Consider the following 16595-nt stretch of genomic DNA (forward strand, 5'->3'; position numbering starts at 1 on the left):
CATGGCCGAACAGGAACTCAAGGGCACCGAAGCCGCCGCCGAAGCCGAGGCCGTCGACCTGGACGAATTCGGCACGCTTCTGGAAAAGGACTTCCGCGTCAAGGAACAGGACGACAGCGCCAAGCTGCGCGAGCTGGTCGCGAACCTGGCCCTTGCCGCCCGCGAAAAGGCCGGCAGCGCCACGATCTCCGGCAATGCCGTGCGCTCGATCAAGTCGCTGATCGCCGGCATCGACGAGCTGCTGACCACGCAGATGAACGAGGTGCTGCACACCCCCGAGATCCGCCGCATGGAAGGAAGCTGGCGCGGGCTGCATTACCTGGTCAACAACACCGAAACCGACACCATGCTCAAGATCCGGGTGCTGAACATCACCAAGGACGAGCTTGCCGACCAGCTGGAGGATTTCGAGGGGCAGATGTGGGACCAGTCGCCCATGTTCCGCAAGCTCTATACCGAGGAATATTCCAGCTTCGGCGGCGCGCCCTTCGGCAGCATCGTCGGCGATTACGAATTCAGCCACCACCCGCGCGACGTGGGGCTGCTGCGCAACCTGTCGGGGATCTGCGCCTCGGCGCATGCGCCCTTCATCGCCGCGGCCTCGCCCCGGCTGTTCCGCATGGAAAGCTGGCAGGAACTGCCCAATCCGCAAGACCTGAAGATGGTCACGTCCTCGCCCGACTACGCGGCCTGGCAAAGCCTGCGCGAAAGCGAGGATGCGCGCTATATCGGCCTGACCCTGCCGCGGGTGCTGGCGCGCCTGCCCTATGGACCGGACACCATCCCGGTCAAGGGCTTCGACTTCCGCGAAGAGATCGACGGCAAGCACGACCATTACGTCTGGATGAACGCCGCCTTCCCGATGGGGGTGAACATCAACCGCAGCCACAAGCTTTACGGCTGGGGCAGCCAGATCCGCGGCGTGGAATCGGGCGGCGCCGTCACCAACCTGCCGGTGCATACCTTCCCCAGCGACGACGGCTCGGTGGTGATGAAATGCCCCACCGAGATCGCCATCGACGACCGGCGCGAGCATGAGCTGGCCAAGCTGGGGCTGATGCCGATCCTGCACCGCAAGAACACCGATGTCGCGGCCTTCCTGGGCGCGCAGACCCTGCAGGATTGCGAGGCCCGCGCCGGGCGGCTGGTCGATCCCGACGCCCAGGCCAACGAGCGGCTGTCGGCGAACCTGCCCTATCTGCTGCCGGTCTGCCGCTTCGCGCATTACCTCAAGGCCATCGCCCGCGACAAGATCGGCACCTTCAAGGAACGCGCCGACATGGAGGTCTGGCTGTCCGAATGGATCAACCGCTACGTGCTGGCCAATACCGCCATGGCCGACGACAAGGCCAAGGCCAAGCGGCCGCTGGCCAAGGCCGAGGTGCAGGTGGACAGCGTCGAGGGCCGGCCCGGCTATTACGCCGCCCGCTTCTACCTGCGCCCGCATTACCAGCTGGAAGGCATCAACGCCTCGCTGCGGCTGGTTTCGGAACTGCCCTCGGTCAAGGGGCCGTGACGCGCTTTGCCCAGGGGCCGCGGCGGCCCCTGCGGCGCCGGGCCGGCGGGCGCCAGGGCGCGCGCGGCCCCCGACGCGGCCCCGACGGGCCCCGCCATGTCTGAAACCCGGCTTGCCGAACAGGCCGAACAGGGAGATGTGAGATGGCTTTCACCGGATACCTCAAGATCGACGGCATCGACGGCGAATCGCGCCGGGCCGATCACGAAGGCGAAATCGACATCTGGGGCGCCGACCTGAAGGCCGAGCAGAAAAGCTCGGCCGCAACCGGGTCTGGCCGCGTGCGCGGGCGCGCCACCGTCAGCGACCTGACGCTTTACAAATGGTATGACGCCGCCTCGCCCTACCTGGCGCTGGCTTGCATGCAGGGCAAGGCCTTCGAGACCATGACCTTCACCGTCCGCAAGGACTCGGGCGAGGCGCATCTGGACTACCTGACCATCACCATGACCAATTGCCTGATCTCGTCCTATTCGATGAGCCAGAACCAGCCCGCACCCGAGATCGACACCATCGCCGAGCAGATCGGCATCTCGTTCGAGAAGATCGCCGTCAAATACGTCGTCCAGGCCGACGACCATTCGAAAGGCGACGAGCATGAGGTCGAATACGACCTGATGGCCGCCAAGTGACCGCCCCGAGGCGCGCAGGATCGCCATGGCCAGCCCCGCCCCCGACCGCCCCCGCACCGCCACGCCCCTCCAGGCGCGGCGCGAGGAGGTGCAGCCGAGCCTGTGGGACCGGCTGATCGACGACCTGCCCGCCATGACGGCCGAGCTCGCCCGGCGCGAGGCGGCCCTGGCTGCCCGCCACGGCCCCGCCCGGCTGGCGGCGCTGCTTGCGGGCGAGGGGCGGGACGGGCTCGACCCCGACCAGGCGCGCGACCTGGCGGCGCTGGCGCAATTGCAGGCCCGCCGCGCCGCCCTGCAGGAACGCGGCATCCTGGTCACGCCCGAGGTGCTGCGCGAGGCGGTGCGCCGCGACATCGAGGATCTCTTCGGCATCGAGCGGCTGGAAGTGCGCTATCTGCTGACCCCGGCCGAGCGCCGCACCGCACCCCCCGGCATCGCCGGCGGCGCCGAGGATCCGGCCGAGATGCTGGCCGATTTTCCCCATGTCCGCGCCTCGGTGCTGAATTACGGCGTCCCGGCCTTTGCCGGGCGGCGCGCGGGCGATTTCGACCACGAGGCGCTGGCGCGCGAATTGCGCGAGGTGCTGGCGGTGTTCGAGCCGCGCCTGCGCCGCGACACCATCCGCGTCACCGTCCAGCCCGGCACCCGCACCGGCCTGCGCGTGCGCATCGAGGGGCTGCTTCTGATGGCCCCCGCGCCCGAACGGCTGCGGCTGCTGACCACCATCGACCTTGACACGGGCGCCGCCGCCACGGTGCTGGAGGAGGGCTGATGGACCGCGCCTTCCTTGCCGCCTACGAGGCCGAATTGGACCATATCCGGGTGCTGGCCGGCGAATTCGCCGCCCTGCATCCCAACGTGGCGCGCAACCTGTCGCTGGACGCCCTGCCCTGCCCCGACCCCTATGTCGAGCGGCTGCTGGAGGGCGTGGCCTTCCTGGCCGCCCGCACGCGGATGAAGGTCGAGGCCGAGGGCCAGCGTTTCGCCGCCGGGGTGCTGGATGCGCTTTGGCCCGACCTGGCCGCGCCGGGGCCGGCCATGGGCATCGGCGTGCTGCAGCCCGGCCCGCAGGTGCAGGCCATGGCGGCCGGGCATCCGGTGCCGCGCGGCAGCCGCTTCACCGCCGCCGTGCGCGAAGGTCTGGCCACCCGCGCCACCTATGCCACCGCGCAGGCGGTCACGCTCTGGCCGCTGGCACTGGCGGCGGCCGATTACCTGCCCGACCGCGGCGCGCTGGCCGCCGCCGGCCTTGCCGCGCCGGGGGCCGAGGCGGGCATCCGCATCGGCCTGCACGCGACGGGACCGGCCGCGCTGTCAGCCTTGGCGCTGGATAGGCTCGACCTGTGCTTTGCCGGCAGCGCGCGGGCGGGGGCGCTGTTCGACGCCATCTTCGGCAGCGGCCTGGGCGCGCTGGCCCGTCCCGCCCGGCCGGGTGCGCAGGCGCTTTCCCTCGGCCGGCCCGGCCTGGTGGGCACCGGCGACGACGAGGGGCTGACCCCCCGCCTGCGCCCCAGCTTCGAGGGGTTCCGGCTGCTGCGCGACTATTTCCTGATGCCGGAACGCTTTCACTATCTGCGGCTGGAGGGGCTCGCCCCCGCCGCCCGGCAATGCGGCGAAGGCGTGGCGCTGGAGCTTGCCGTGCCGCTTTCCCGCCCCGAGCCGCTGCTGGAGGGGCTGGGCCGCGACGATTTCCGGCTCTTCGCCGTGCCGCTGGTCAACCTGTTCGAGAAGGAATGCAATTTCGTCGAACTCGACGCGCGGGCCACGGCGCATCCGGTCCACCCCGACCGCGCCCGCACCCGCGACTTCGAGGTCTATCGCCTGGTCCGCGTCGCCGATGCCGACCGCGAGGGCGCGGACGGGCTGCTCTGCCCCGCCCATGCCCCCGAGGCGCCGCGCCATCCCGGCCCGCTCTGGTGGGCCGAGCGCCGCCCCCGCCGGCCGGCCACCGACGAGATCCGGCGCGGCCAGATGCGCAGTTCCCATGCCGGGCACGACCTGTGGATCTCGGTCTCGCGCGCCGGGGACTGGATGCCGCGCCGGCTGGACATCCGCGCGCTTTGCACCAATCGCGACCTGCCGATCCTGGACGACACGCCGCGGCTGACGCCCGAGGGCGGCGAGCCGGTGATGCGGGTGGATCTGGTCGGCCCGATGCGCCGGCCGCAACCGGCGCTGGCGGGCGCGCCACCGATGGCCGGACAAAGCGGCGCGGCGGGGCTGGACGAGCTGACCTGGCGGCTGGTGGCGCAGCTTGCCTCTGGCCATCTGTCGCTGGCCGAGGCCGGGCGCGACGGCGCGCCGCTTTGCGCGCTGCTGGCGCTTTACGCCGACCGCGGCGATCCGCGGCTGGCCCGCCACGCCCGCGCCGTCGCCGCCGTCGCCAGCCGCCCGGTGATCGAGCGGCTGGACCTGCCCGGCCCGCTGGCCTTCGGCCGCGGCACCGAGATCACGCTGGAAATCGACGAGGCGCCGCTGGCCGGGGCCAGCCGGCTGCTTTTGCCGGCGCTGCTGGACCGGCTGTTCGCGCGCCACGCCTCGGTCAACAGCTTCGTGCGCACCCGCACCCGCCTTGTGCAGAAACAGGAGGAGATGTCATGGCCGATGCGGCCCGGCCTGCGCCCCCGGATCTGACGCCGGAACCCCCTCCGCCCCCCGGCATCGAGGCCTTCGCGCTGATGCGCCGGCTGGAATCGCCCGGCCGCCGCTTTGGCCATGCCGGCGGCCCGGAACAGGAGCCCGCGCGGCTGGGGCAAGAGATCCGGCTGGGCCCCGCCGCCTGCGAGGTCGCGCGCTTCAGCCCCGCCGAGGGCGACGGCCCCGCCCGCATCGCGCTGGAGATCACCGGGCTGTTCGGACCCGAAGGCCCGATGCCGCTGCACCTTAGCCGGCGCATCCTGGAACGCATGTCCGAACGCTGGTTCGCCGGCTCTGCCCAGCCCGAGCCGGGGGCGGATCGCGCCTTCCTGGAGTTCTGCAACCTGCTCCAGCACCGGATGATGGCGCTTTACTACCGCGCCTTTGCCGAGGCGCAGCCCGCCATCGCCGCCGACCACGGGCGCGAGGGCCGGCTGGCGGCGATGATCGCGGCGCTGGCGGGCCTCGGCCTGCCCGGCATCGCCGAAGCGCTCGACGATCCCGCGCCGGTCCTGCGCCACGCCACCGGGCTGGCCAGCCAGATCCGCAGCCCCGAGACGCTGGCCGCGCTGCTGTCGGACCTGCTGGGCGCGCCGGTGCGGGTGGTCGAGTTCGTGCCCTATTGGCAGGACATCCCCGCCGCCCTGGCCAGCCGCCTTGGCCGCGCCCATGCCGGGCTGGGCCGGGGCGCGATGCTGGGGCCGCGGGTCTACCAGCCGCAGGCGCGGGCCGAGATCACCGTCGGCCCGCTGGGCCTTGCGCAATACCGCCGGCTGGCCGAGGACGGCCCGGAACGGGCGGCGCTGCGCCGCCTGCTGCGCTTTGCCATGGGCGAAGAGATCGGCTTCGACCTGCGACTGGTGCTGGCCGCGCCCCAGGTGCCGCCGCCCCGGCTGGGCGCGGGCATGGCGCTGGGGCGGACCGGCTGGCTGGGCGACGGCGCCGCGCGGGACCGCGACGACCTGCGCCTGCCGCTGGACGAAAGGCAGGCCGCCTGATGACCCTGCGCCTCACCGTCCTCACAAGCCCCGTTCCCCAGCCCCGGCCAGAGCTGCGGCTGGAGGGCGGCCGGGCGGTGCTGGGGCGCGAGCCGGGCTGCGACTGGCAGATCGACGACCCCGAGATGTTCGTCTCGCGCCGCCATTGCATCGTCGAGGCCACGGCCGAGGGCTGGACCGTCACCGATACCAGCTCGGGCGGGCTGTTCATCGACGCGGCGGCCGAGCCGCTGGGACCGGGCCGCAGCGCCGCGCTGTGCGACGGGATGCGGCTGCGGCTGGGCGACGTGACGCTGGGCGTGGCCGTCGAGGCAGGGGCGCAGGCGGCAGCGGCGGCGCCCGCCGATCCGGGCATCGGCATCGACCCGTTCTTCGCCCCCCGCGATCCGGCGCCGCCGCCGCCTCCGCCGCGGCCCTCGGACCTGCCCGAGCCCTTCGAGCGCACGACCGGCCGTTTCGCGCCGCCGCAGCCGCCGGCACCGCCGCCCGGCTTCGACGATCCCTTCACGCTGGACCCGCTGCCGGCCGCGCAACCGGCAGCCCCGCCCCCACCGGGCGACGACTGGAACTGGGGACCGTCTGGCGCGACGCCGCCCCAGCCCGATCCCGCGCCCGTCGAGGAAACCCCTGCCCCCACGGCCCCGCCTCCGCCATCCGACGCGGCCGCCGCCTTCCTGCGCGGCGCCGGGCTGGACCCGTCGGGCGCCGAGGGCGTGGACCTGGAAGCGCTTGGCCGGCGCTACCGCATGCTGGCCGAGGGGCTGGTCGCGCTGCTGCGCGCGCGGGCCGAGGAAAAGGGCTCGCTGCGCGTCGCCCGCACCACGCTGGGCGCAGCCCAGGTCAACCCGCTGAAATTCCTGGCCATGCCCGACGAGCAGGTGGCCGCGCTGGTCGCGCCGCGCGGGGCGGGCTATCTGGACCCCGACGCCGCCATCGCCGAGGCGTTCCGCGACCTTGCCGACCACCGGATGCGCAGCTGGCACGGGCTGCAGGCGGCGCTGCGCCGGATGATCGACCGCTTCTCGCCCGAGGCGATCGAGGCGCAGCTGGCCGATGCCGGGCTGCTGCGGGCGCTGCTGGCGGGCGGGCGCTCGGCGCTGCTCTGGGACGCCTATGCCGCCCGCTGGGCCGAGATCGCCCGCGCCGCCGAGGATCGCTTCCTGGGCGAGGTCGGCGCCGAATTCCGCGATGCCTACGAAACCCCTGACAGGAGCGAGCCATGACCACGATCTTTCCCCTATTCACGCGCCGGGCCACGCTGGCCGGGCTTGGAACGCTGGCGCTGACGGCGGCCTGCGGCGGGCCGCAGGGGCCCGGTTCGGTCAACCTGGCGATGTCGGCCGCGGCCGGGGTCAATCCCGGCCCCGACGGCAGCGACCGGCCGCTGACGCTGCACATCCTGCAATTGCGCGGCACCGCCGGCTTCGACGCCGCCGACACGCTGGCGCTGCAAGATCCCGCCGCCGCCCTGGGGGCCGACCTGGTCAAGGCCGAGACGGTCACGCTGGCCCCCGGCGGCAGCGCCGAAAAGGCGCTGGTGCTCGACCCGTCGACGACGGCGGTGGCGGTGGTCGCCGGCTATCGCGACCCGGCCGGCAAGACCACCCGCGCCAAGGCCGCCGTCTCGCCCACCGGGACCGCCAGCTTCACCGTCACCGCCGGGCCGGGCGGCGTCGTGATGGCTCCAGCCTGAAGGGAAAGCGCATGACCGAAGGCAGCCGCGTCGTCTGGTCCGAGGGCCTGTTCCTGCGCCCGCAGCATTTCCAGCAGCAGGACCGCCATGCCGCGGCCCAGCTGCGCGCGCTGCTGCGGACGCGGCCGCGGCAGGCATGGGGCTTTGTCGCGCTGCGGCTGGATCCCTCGGCGCTGGAGGCCGGGCAGGTCGCCGTCGCCGAGGCCGAGGGGCTGTTTCCCGACGGCACTGCCTTTCGCATCCCGGCCGAGGCCCCGGCGCCGCCGCCGGTCACGGTCGGCCGCGCCACGCCCGCCGGCGCGGTCCTGCTGGGCGTGGCGCCGCGCCAGCCCGGCACCGCCGCGGTCGATCCCGCCCATGCCGAGCCGGGCGGTGCGCGCTGGCGCGGCGAATGGGCCAGCCTGCGCGACGAGATCCGCGGCGGCGCCGAGCCGGCCGAGGTCGAGATCGCCCGGCTTTCGACCCGGCTGATCCTGCCCGGCGAGCCGGTGCAGGGCGCCGTCACCCTGCCGCTGGCCGGGATCGAGGGGCTGGCCGCCGACGGCCGCGTCGTGCTGGCCGAGGGCTGGCTGCCCCCCGCGCTGACGCTGGCCGCCGTGCCCTGGTATGGCGGACTGCTCAAGGAACTGGTCGGCGGGCTCGACCGCATCATCGAGGCGCAGGGCGGCATGGTGCTGGGCGGCGCCGGCCGCTCGGTCGAAAACCTGCTGATCCTGGAGCTGGCCAATGCCGCCCGGCCGCGGCTGCAGCACCTGCTGGCGCAGAACCTTGCCCACCCCTCCGAGCTTTTCGCCGACCTGGCCGAGCTGGCGGGGCGGATGGCGACCTATGGCTCATCGACGCGGCGGCTGTCGCCGCTGCCGGACTATGACCATGTCGACCCGCAGCCGGCCTTCGCCGCGCTGGCGGATGCGCTGCGCTCGCTGATCCTGTCCCTGCGCCATGTCGAGCCGAAATCCCGCGCCCTGCCGGTGGCGCGCCACGCCCAGAACGTCTGGAAGGTGCGCATCGACAATCCCGAGATCCTGCAAAACAGCCGCATCGTGCTGCGCATCGGCTCGGACATGTCGGACGAGGGCTTGATGCAGCTGTTCACCCGCCAGGTCACTGTGGGCGCGGCCGATGAGTTCGAGGCGCTCTGGACCTCGCGCCTGCCGGGCATCCCGCTGCGGCCGCTGCATTCGCAGCCGCGCGAGATCCCCTATGACGGCGACCGGCTGTGCCTGGAGCTGGACCGCAAGTCCGAGCATTGGGCGCGGCTGCAAGCCTCGCCGGGCTTCGTGCTGGGCGTGTCGGGCAAGCTGGACCGCGAGCCCGAAATCGACTGCTACGCGGTCAGCAGGTAGGGGCGGGGGATGGGCGACCAGAACGATCCCTTCGGCCTTGGCGACCCCGGCCGCACCCGCATCCGCCCGCTGGGCGCGGGCCGGCCGCAATCCCAGCCCGCTTCGCCCGGCCCCGTCCCCGCCGCGCCGCGCCCCGCCTGGCAGGCCACGCCCGATCCTACCGCACCCGAGGCCGCACCCCATGCCCGGCGCGGGCGGGCGCATCCCAACCCGCTGGTCGCCGCCCATGCCACGCTGCTGGAACTGGCGCCCGAGCTTGAACGCGCCAATCCCCCCGCCCGCCCCGAGGCGCTGCGGGCGCGGCTGCAATCGGTGCTGGTCGAGGGGCGCGACGCCTCGGTCGCCGCCGGCGTGCCGCTGAGCCGGGCCGACCAGGGCGCCTGGTTCGTCGCCGCCCTGCTGGACGATCTGGCGCTGAACACGCCCTGGGGCGGGCAGAGCGACTGGCCCCGCCAGCCGCTGGTGACGCAGATGACCGGCGAGGTCGATGCCGGCACCCGCTTCTTCGACCGGCTGGAGGCGCTGATGCGCAACCCGGCCGGCGAACGCGACCTGCTGGAGCTGGCCTGGCTGTGCCTCTGCCTGGGCTTTCGCGGCAAGTATCGCGTGCAGGGCGGCGCGGGCGAAGGCGCGCTGGTGGCGCTGCGCGCCCAGATCGCCCGGCTGCTGCGCGACCCCGAACGCGAGGCCATGCCGCTGGCCCCGCATGGCGCCGGGGTGATCGCCCCCGACACGCCGCGCCGTTTCGCCGTGCCGCTGTGGACGCTGTGGCTGGGGGCGCTGGGGCTGGTCCTGGCGATCCATACGGGCCTGTCCATGCATCTGTCGGGCAAGGCGGAAAGCCTGTTCACCCAGGCTGCCGCCCTGCCTCCGGCCGAGCGCGCCGCGATCTTCCGCCCGGTCCGCCAGACCGTCGAGCCGGCCCCCGAACTGCCGGCGACGGTGATCGACCCGCTGCTGCCCGCCTTCGAGGCCGCCCTGCCCGCCGCCCTCCGCCCGGCGATGAAGGGGCGCGAGACCTCGGGCCTTGTCGTGCTGGTGGTGCAGGCCAGCGACCCCGAGGTGTTCCGCTCGGCCAAGGCCGCCCTCAACCCCGCCTATCAGCCGCTGGTCGAGGCCATCGGCAGGACCGTCGTCGCCAACGCGCACCGCATCGGCGCGGTCGCGGTCAGCGGCCATACCGACAACGTGCCGGTGCAGCGCAGCAACCCCTTTGCCTCGAACCAGGGCCTGTCCGAGGCGCGGGCCGAGACCGTGGCACAGGCGCTGGCGGCGGCCGGCGTGCCCGCCGAACTCATCCGCGCCGAAGGCCGCGCCGACAGCCAGCCGGTGGCCGACAACGCCACCCGCGACGGCCGCGCCCAGAACCGCCGGATCGAGATCCGCATCGAGAAGAGGCAATAGATGCGCATCTTCAAGGCCATGTTCCGGTTCCTCCTGTCCCGCGGCTTCTGGACCTTCGTCGGGCTGGCGCTGCTGGCGGCGGCGATCTGGTTCTACGGCCCGCTGGTCTCGGTCGGCGAGGCGGCGCCGCTGGAAAGCGCCGAGGTCCGCGCGCTTTGCCTGGGCGCCATCCTGGTCCTGTGGCTGCTGATCCTGCTGCTGGGCCAGATCCGCGCCGCGCGGCGCAACCGCATGTTCGTCACCGAGCTGGCCGCGCCGCCGCCCCTGCCCGACGCGCCCGATGCCGCGGCCGAGATCGGCGGCAAGTTCCAGGAAATCCTGGCCACGCTGGCCCGATCCCGGCTGGGCAAGCGGCGCTTCCTGCGCGAGATGCCCTGGTATGTCATCATCGGCCCGCCCGGCACCGGCAAGACCACGGCGCTGCGCCAGTCGGGGCTGAACTTTCCCATCGCGCTGAACGACGACCTCAAGGGCGTCGGCGGCACCCGCAACTGCGACTGGTTCTTTACCGAAACCGCCGTGCTGGTCGACACCGCCGGCCGCTATACCGACCAGTCGAGCGAGCCCGAGCGCGACGCGGCGGAATGGGCCGGCTTCCTCGACCTGCTCAAGAAGCATCGCGGCCGGCGGGCGCTGAACGGGGTGATCGTCGCCCTGTCGCTGGACGAGCTGCTGGGCCCCGAGGACGCGCTGCGCCGCCACGCCCGCGAGATCCGCAAGCGCCTGACCGAGATCGGCGAGCGGCTGGAGATGCAGCTGCCGGTCTATCTGATGCTGACCAAGGCCGACCGGCTGCCGGGCTTCGAGGCGTTCTTCGGCGCGCTGACCTCGGCCCAGCGGGCGCAGGTCTGGGGCGCCACCCTGCCCGTCGACGCCCTGCCCGAGCCCGAGGCGATCACCCGCGAGTTCCGCAGCCTCGCCGCCGTGCTGGAGGGCCGGCTGGACGCGCGGCTGGCCGAGGATGCCGACCTGCCGCAGCGCGCCGCGATCTTCCGCTTTCCGGCCGAGTTCGAGCGGCTGGAGGCGCCGCTGCGCCTGTTGATCGACACCGCCTTCGGCGAAAGCCGCTACGAGCAGGCGCCCTGGCTGCGCGGCTTCTACCTGACCTCGGCCACGCAGGACGGCTCGCCCCTGGACCGGATGCTGGCGGGGATGGCGGCGGGCTTTGGCCTGGCGCCCGCGCCCATGCCGCATCGCATGATGGGCGAACGGCGGTCCTTCTTCCTGCACGACCTGCTGGCCGGGGTGATCTTTGGCGAGGCGGGGCTGGGCCTTTTCGATCCGCGCGCCGAAGAGCGCCGGACATGGATCTGGCGCGGCTCGGCCGTGGCGGCGGCGCTGCTGGTGCTGCTGGCGGGGCTGGGGTTCCTGTTCAACACCATGCGCCAGTCGGGCGCCGTCGCCGACCAGCAGCGCCTGCTGGCCGACCTGTCGGGGCGGCTCGCCAACGCCGCCTCGCGCCAGGCCCCGACCGAGCCGCTGGACCTGCCCGTCGCGCTGGACGCCATGACCGAGATCGAGGCGGCGCGGACGCCGGTACCCGGCGGGCCCTTGGCGCTGATCGGCCCCTCGGCCGCGGCCGAGATCGAGGGCGCGGCCCGGCTGGCCCGCGAACGCGGGCTGCGCAACCTGCTGGAGCCGCGCATGGTCGCCTTTCTGGAAGCGACGATGTGGCGGCAGATCCGCGACCCGGATTTCCTGCTGGGCGCGCTGAAGGCCTATCAGATGCTGACCGGGCTGGGCCCCTATGACCGGGCCTGGCTGGCGGAATGGTGGCAGGAGGTGCTGCCCCGCTTTGCCGCCGAGACCCCCTTCCCGACCGAGGCCGCGCGCGCCTGGCAACTGGCGGCATTGGACCGGCTGGGCGGCGACGAAAGCCGCATCCAGGCCGATCCGCAGCTGGTCGAGGCCGCCTTGCAGGCGGTCTGCACCGTGCCCTTGTCGCTGCGCAGCTATCGCGCGCTGATGTCCGAGCCCGAGATCGCCGCCCTGCCCGACTGGATCCCGGCGGAAAAGGCCGGGCCGCTGGCGGGGCAGGTTCTGACGCGGCTGTCGGGCCAGACCCTGCGCCAGGGCATTCCCGGCGCCTTCACCTGGCAGGGCTTTCACGCCACGGTGCTGCCGATGCTGCCCAGCATGGCCGAGGCGGCGCTGAACGACCGCAAGGTCTTTGCCGGCGGCTGCGCGGAAAGCGCCGATGCCTCGGCCGCCTCGCTGCAGGCCGACATGATGAAGCTTTACCAGGACGATTTCATCAACGCCTGGGAAGGCTTCCTGCGCGACGTGCGGCTGGCGCCGATCCCCGACCTGGCCACCGCCACGGCGAACCTGAAGGATCTGGCCAGCCCCGACAGCACGCTGAAGCGGCTGCTGAACGCCGTCGTCGCCGAAACCGACCTGGCGCGCCCGCCCGAACAGGGCGACAGCCCCGAGATCAATCCCGGCGTGCTGAAGAAGGTGGCTGGCAAGCTGGGCCTTGGCGCGGCGGCCCGGATCGGCACCAAGGTCGCCGCCGCCGCCCGCCGTCCGGGCGAGCCCGAGCCGCCGCCCCCCGGCGCCGAGATCGCCCGGCATTTCGCCCCGCTCAAGGCCATCGTCGCCGAGGTGGACGGCAAGCCGCCGCTGATCCTGGACGCCGAGACCGCGCTGGGTGCGCTGTCCAAGGAGCTTTTGACCGTGCAGGCCAGCCCCGATCCGCAGGCGGCGCTGCTGTCGCGCGGCGGGCTGCCGCAGCTGACGGGCGACCTGCGCAATGTCGCGGCCACCCTGCCCGACCCGGTCAACGCCTGGCTGGGCGCCATCGCCGGCGACACGATCAGCGTCACGCGCGAGGCGATCCTGGCCCAGCTCAACGCGCGCTGGCGGGCGGACGTGCTGCCTTTCTGCCGCGCGGCGACGGGCGGGCGCTATCCCTTCGTCGCCGATTCCGCCATCGACGTGACGGTCAGCGACTTCCAGCAGCTTTTCGGCCCCGGCGGCCGCTTCGACGGCTTCACCAACGAGACGCTGGCGCCCTATGTCGACAGCAGCGCCCGGCCCTGGCGCTGGCGGGCCGACCTGGGGCTGGACGCGCGCACGCTGGCGCCGTTCGAACAGGCCCGCGCCATCCGCGACGCGCTGTTTCCGGGCGGCGCGGGGCCGGTCATGGCCTTTACGCTGGAGCCCAAGGACCTGACCCCGAATGCCGCGCGGGTGACGCTGAACGTGGACGGACAGAGCCTGGTCTATTTCAACGCCGCCGCCCGGCCGATGCCGATGACCTGGCCGGGCAAGGACGGCACCAACCTGATCTCGCTGAGCTTCACCCCCGTCGATGGCACGGGCGAGGCGATCAGCACCGAAACCGGCGCCTGGGCCTGGCTGCGGCTGGTGCGCAAGGCCGGGCTGTCGCCCACCGCGCTGCCCGAGGTCTTTGGCCTGCGGCTGGGCATCGGCCCCTATGCCGCCCGGTTCGAGCTGCGCGCGGCCTCGGTCGAGAATCCCTTCGACCTCAGCATGTTCGGCGCCTTCCGATGCCCGGAAGCGTTCTGACCGCGCAGGCGGGCTTCTGGGGCAAGCTGCCGGCGCGCGGCGATTTTGTCGGCCGCGGCCTGCCCGAACCGTTCCGCCGCCGCTGGGACCGCTGGGCCGCGGCGCATCTGGCCGAGCGCGAGGGCTGGCCGCGGGGCGGGCTGCGGCTGCGCATCGCCTCGGGCGGGCGGGCGGCGGCGGGGCTGGTGCTGCCCTCGGCCGATGCGGTGGGGCGGCGCTTTCCGCTGGCGCTGTTCCTGCTGGCCGACGGCCTGCCCGGACCCGAGGCGCTGGAGCCCTGGTGCGATGCCGCGCTGCAAGCCGCCGCCACGCCCGACCCCGAGGCGCTGTGGCAGGCGCTTGCGGCCCTGCCCGCGCCGGCCGGCAATGCCGAGGCGCCGCCGCTGCTGCTGTGGCGGCGGGGGGATGCCGCGCTGGCCACCGACCCCCAGGCGCCGGAGCCTGCGCTGGCGGCGATCTTCAGTTCAGGTTGACCTTGGAGCCCTTGACCAAGGTCTCGCCCGAGGCCTTCACGTCGATCTTGCCCGAGCCCTTGATCGTGATGTCCTTGCCCTCGATGGTGATGGTGCCGTCCTTCTTCAGCACGATGGCGGCCGAGCCGCAGGTCAGCGCGATCGAATCCGCCGCCACGACGGCCAGCGCCGCGCCCACGTCCAGCCCCATCTTGCCGGCGACCTTGTGCAATTCATCCGCGCCGACCGTGGTGGCCCGCTTGCCGGCGACGTCCAGCGACGAATCGCCGCCGACCTTCTCGACCCGGTTGCCGCCCGCCTTGTGGCTGCGGTTGCCGCCGACCTCGACGGTCTCGTTCCCCGCCACGTTGGTCGAGCGGTTGCCGCCCACCTTCCAGCCGTCATCCGAGGAGATGGCGTGATTCTGCCCGGCCAGAACCGTCACGCCGCGCGCGCCGACGATGGTGTTGGTCTGCGCCGCGCCGACATTGCGCGTCTCGGTCGCGGCCACGCTGTCCACCCGCGCCGCCTTGACGGTGACGGTCTGGATGCCGCCCACGGTCTGGCTGTGCGCGCCGTCGATGGCCTCGGTGGAACTGGCGGCGACATGGATCGTCTCGGTCGCGCCCACGTCCAGGCTGCGATGGCCGCCGACCTTTTCCGTATCGTCCACCCCGATCGAGACCTGGCGGTTCGCGCCGATGGTGGTGAACTTGTCGTTGCCCACGCTTTCGCGCCGGTCGTTGCCGATGGACTGGGTCGCGTCGTTGCCGACATCCTCGATCCAGTCATGGCCGATGCGGCGGGTCTCGTCGTTCTTGATCAGCTCGTTATGGTCCTTCTGCGCCTGGAAATACACCTCTTCGGCGCCGGCCTTGTCCTCGAAGCGCAGCTCGTTCCAGCCGCCGCCGCCGGGCGAGCTGTTGGATTTCCAGCCCGATTGCGTGGCATTGCCGGGCAGGCCATAGGGCGGCACCTGCTCGGCGTTGTAGACCCGGCCGGTGACGATGGGACGGTCGGCATCGCCGTCCAGGAAATCGACGATCACCTCCTGCCCGATGCGGGGGATCTGGATGAAGCCCCAGCCCGCCCCGGCCCAGGCCTGGCTGACGCGGACGAAGCAGCTGGAATGCGCATCGCGCCGGCCCTTGCGGTCCCAGAAGAACTGCACCTTCACCCGCGCATGTTCGTCGGTATAGATCTCGGCCCCCGCCGGGCCGACCACCACGGCGGTCTGCGGCCCGCGCATCGGCCGGCGCGGCGTGCGGCGCTCGGGGCGAAAGGGGATGCGCGCGGGCGCGCAGACCAGCCGGACGTGATAGCCCAGCGGATCGCGCCCCTCCTGCCCGGCGCGCTGGCCGGCGCGGACCTGGTCGTCCCACATGCGATAGCGGGCGGACAGCACCAGGTGGCGGTCGTTTTCCGCCTCGCGCGGGAAACCCGCCAGGGTGAAGCTGCGCCCCGGCCCCAGCGGCCGGGCGGTGCCCTCGGCCGCGACGCGCTCGAAGGCGGCCTGCGCCTCTTCCAGCCGGATGCCGGCCAGGCGGTCGCCGCGCCCCAGGTCCAGGTGCCGGCCGGGATAAAGATAAGCCTCGCGCCGGTCGCCGGCATGGCCCTCGGGCCGGCTCGCCGTCGCCATCAGGTCCGAGGACGGTTTCAGGAAATCGTAATCGGTCTGCGCGAAGCCGCCGATCCGCACCGAGGCGCGCGGCACCCAGCCGGTCAGGTAGTCGCCTTCGCGCGGTGCGCTGGGACTGTCGGGCTCATAGGCGATCTCCTCGGCCCCCGGCGCAGGCTTCATCGCCGCATTGGCATCGGCCAGCACGGTGACATGGCCGTCCTGGGAATGTTCGAAGAAATAGAAGATCCCCTCCTCCTCCATCAGCCGCTGGAGGAAGTCGAGGTCGCTTTCCTCGAACTGGACGCAATAGTCGCGGGGCGGGTAGCTGCCCTCCAGCCGCTTGTCCAGCACCACGTCGGGATAGGCGCGCAGCACCTCGTCGATGATGTCGGGCACCGAGAGGTTCTGGAAGATGCGGTTGTCGGTCGCCAGGCTCGCGAACCACAACGCCGGGCGCAGAAGCAGCCGGTAGAAGGCGAAATCGTCGCGAATCTCGGCCAGGCCGAACTCGGCGACATGGCCGTCGAAATGCCGCGGCTCGCTGTCCTCGGGGCCCTTGACGGCAATGGTGGCGCGGGTGCCCAGCACGTCGGCCGCCTTCACCTCCAGCGTCTTGGCCGACAGGCGCAGCTCGAAGGCGAAGAGGGCCGAGACCTGTTCCTCGCCCTCCATGCGCTCGAAGGTGACGGGCTCGCCTATGGCGGGAATGGCGACGGTGATCTCGCGGGCGGATGACATGCTGACCTCCTGCCGATTGCCGGGCCC

At 72.8% G+C, this 16595-nt stretch carries 12 protein-coding genes; 11 read left to right on the forward strand and 1 reads right to left on the reverse strand.

Features of this window, described 5'->3' with window-relative positions; all coding sequences use genetic code 11:
- The first annotated feature begins 1 nt into the window (after position 1).
- From tssC to tagF, 11 genes are all read left to right on the forward strand, one after another.
- The gene (gene tssC / locus E3U26_RS06560; protein WP_449045981.1) at positions 2-1516 is read left to right on the forward strand and encodes a type VI secretion system contractile sheath large subunit; all 1515 of its coding nucleotides are present in this window, start codon (positions 2-4) and stop codon (positions 1514-1516) included.
- A gap of 143 nt (positions 1517-1659) precedes the next feature.
- Entirely contained in the window at positions 1660-2148 is a 489-nt protein-coding gene (locus E3U26_RS06565) for an Hcp family type VI secretion system effector (RefSeq protein WP_036760978.1), read from the forward strand.
- 25 nt (positions 2149-2173) lie between these two features.
- Positions 2174-2920, forward strand: coding sequence for a type VI secretion system baseplate subunit TssE (locus E3U26_RS06570; protein WP_116221963.1), 747 nt, complete (start codon positions 2174-2176; stop codon positions 2918-2920).
- Entirely contained in the window at positions 2920-4782 is a 1863-nt protein-coding gene (tssF, locus tag E3U26_RS06575) for a type VI secretion system baseplate subunit TssF (protein WP_116221962.1), read from the forward strand. The genes E3U26_RS06570 and tssF overlap by 1 nt, the downstream gene beginning before the upstream one ends.
- Complete coding sequence (gene tssG, locus E3U26_RS06580) at positions 4746-5783, forward strand: type VI secretion system baseplate subunit TssG (RefSeq protein ID WP_499104597.1); 1038 nt, start codon at positions 4746-4748, stop codon at positions 5781-5783. Before tssF ends, tssG begins: the two co-directional genes overlap by 37 nt.
- The gene (gene tagH / locus E3U26_RS06585; RefSeq protein WP_499104598.1) at positions 5783-7006 is read left to right on the forward strand and encodes a type VI secretion system-associated FHA domain protein; all 1224 of its coding nucleotides are present in this window, start codon (positions 5783-5785) and stop codon (positions 7004-7006) included. The genes tssG and tagH overlap by 1 nt, the downstream gene beginning before the upstream one ends.
- On the forward strand, positions 7003-7476 hold the full coding sequence (gene tssJ, locus E3U26_RS06590; protein WP_036761409.1) for a type VI secretion system lipoprotein TssJ: 474 nt from the start codon (positions 7003-7005) through the stop codon (positions 7474-7476). The genes tagH and tssJ overlap by 4 nt, the downstream gene beginning before the upstream one ends.
- An 11-nt stretch (positions 7477-7487) precedes the next feature.
- On the forward strand, positions 7488-8822 hold the full coding sequence (gene tssK, locus E3U26_RS06595) for a type VI secretion system baseplate subunit TssK (protein ID WP_499104599.1): 1335 nt from the start codon (positions 7488-7490) through the stop codon (positions 8820-8822).
- A 9-nt stretch (positions 8823-8831) separates the two neighbouring features.
- Entirely contained in the window at positions 8832-10226 is a 1395-nt protein-coding gene (gene icmH / locus E3U26_RS06600; protein ID WP_072461704.1) for a type IVB secretion system protein IcmH/DotU, read from the forward strand.
- The gene (gene tssM / locus E3U26_RS06605) at positions 10227-13757 is read left to right on the forward strand and encodes a type VI secretion system membrane subunit TssM (protein ID WP_499104600.1); all 3531 of its coding nucleotides are present in this window, start codon (positions 10227-10229) and stop codon (positions 13755-13757) included.
- Positions 13739-14230, forward strand: a complete 492-nt coding sequence (gene tagF / locus E3U26_RS06610) for a type VI secretion system-associated protein TagF (RefSeq protein WP_499104601.1) — start codon at positions 13739-13741, stop codon at positions 14228-14230. Before tssM ends, tagF begins: the two co-directional genes overlap by 19 nt.
- Here tagF and E3U26_RS06615 read toward each other — a convergent pair.
- Complete coding sequence (locus tag E3U26_RS06615) at positions 14217-16568, reverse strand: type VI secretion system Vgr family protein (RefSeq protein ID WP_499104602.1); 2352 nt, start codon at positions 16566-16568, stop codon at positions 14217-14219. The genes tagF and E3U26_RS06615 overlap by 14 nt on opposite strands.
- Between the last annotated feature and the right edge of the window lie 27 nt (positions 16569-16595).

The sequence above is a fragment of the Paracoccus ferrooxidans genome (genome assembly GCF_029909815.1).
In the GTDB taxonomy this organism is placed as follows: Bacteria; Pseudomonadota; Alphaproteobacteria; order Rhodobacterales; family Rhodobacteraceae; genus Paracoccus; species Paracoccus versutus.

What these genes read in the sequence shown, in the direction of transcription:
- tssC (WP_449045981.1), top strand. Translation starts at nt 2, where the DNA reads ATGGCCGAACAGGAACTCAAGGGCACCGAAGCCGCCGCCGAAGCCGAG.
- E3U26_RS06565 (WP_036760978.1), top strand. Translation starts at nt 1,660, where the DNA reads ATGGCTTTCACCGGATACCTCAAGATCGACGGCATCGACGGCGAATCG.
- E3U26_RS06570 (WP_116221963.1), top strand. Translation starts at nt 2,174, where the DNA reads ATGGCCAGCCCCGCCCCCGACCGCCCCCGCACCGCCACGCCCCTCCAG.
- tssF (WP_116221962.1), top strand. Translation starts at nt 2,920, where the DNA reads ATGGACCGCGCCTTCCTTGCCGCCTACGAGGCCGAATTGGACCATATC.
- tssG (WP_499104597.1), top strand. Translation starts at nt 4,746, where the DNA reads ATGGCCGATGCGGCCCGGCCTGCGCCCCCGGATCTGACGCCGGAACCC.
- tagH (WP_499104598.1), top strand. Translation starts at nt 5,783, where the DNA reads ATGACCCTGCGCCTCACCGTCCTCACAAGCCCCGTTCCCCAGCCCCGG.
- tssJ (WP_036761409.1), top strand. Translation starts at nt 7,003, where the DNA reads ATGACCACGATCTTTCCCCTATTCACGCGCCGGGCCACGCTGGCCGGG.
- tssK (WP_499104599.1), top strand. Translation starts at nt 7,488, where the DNA reads ATGACCGAAGGCAGCCGCGTCGTCTGGTCCGAGGGCCTGTTCCTGCGC.
- icmH (WP_072461704.1), top strand. Translation starts at nt 8,832, where the DNA reads ATGGGCGACCAGAACGATCCCTTCGGCCTTGGCGACCCCGGCCGCACC.
- tssM (WP_499104600.1), top strand. Translation starts at nt 10,227, where the DNA reads ATGCGCATCTTCAAGGCCATGTTCCGGTTCCTCCTGTCCCGCGGCTTC.
- tagF (WP_499104601.1), top strand. Translation starts at nt 13,739, where the DNA reads ATGCCCGGAAGCGTTCTGACCGCGCAGGCGGGCTTCTGGGGCAAGCTG.
- E3U26_RS06615 (WP_499104602.1), bottom strand. Translation starts at nt 16,568, where the DNA reads ATGTCATCCGCCCGCGAGATCACCGTCGCCATTCCCGCCATAGGCGAG.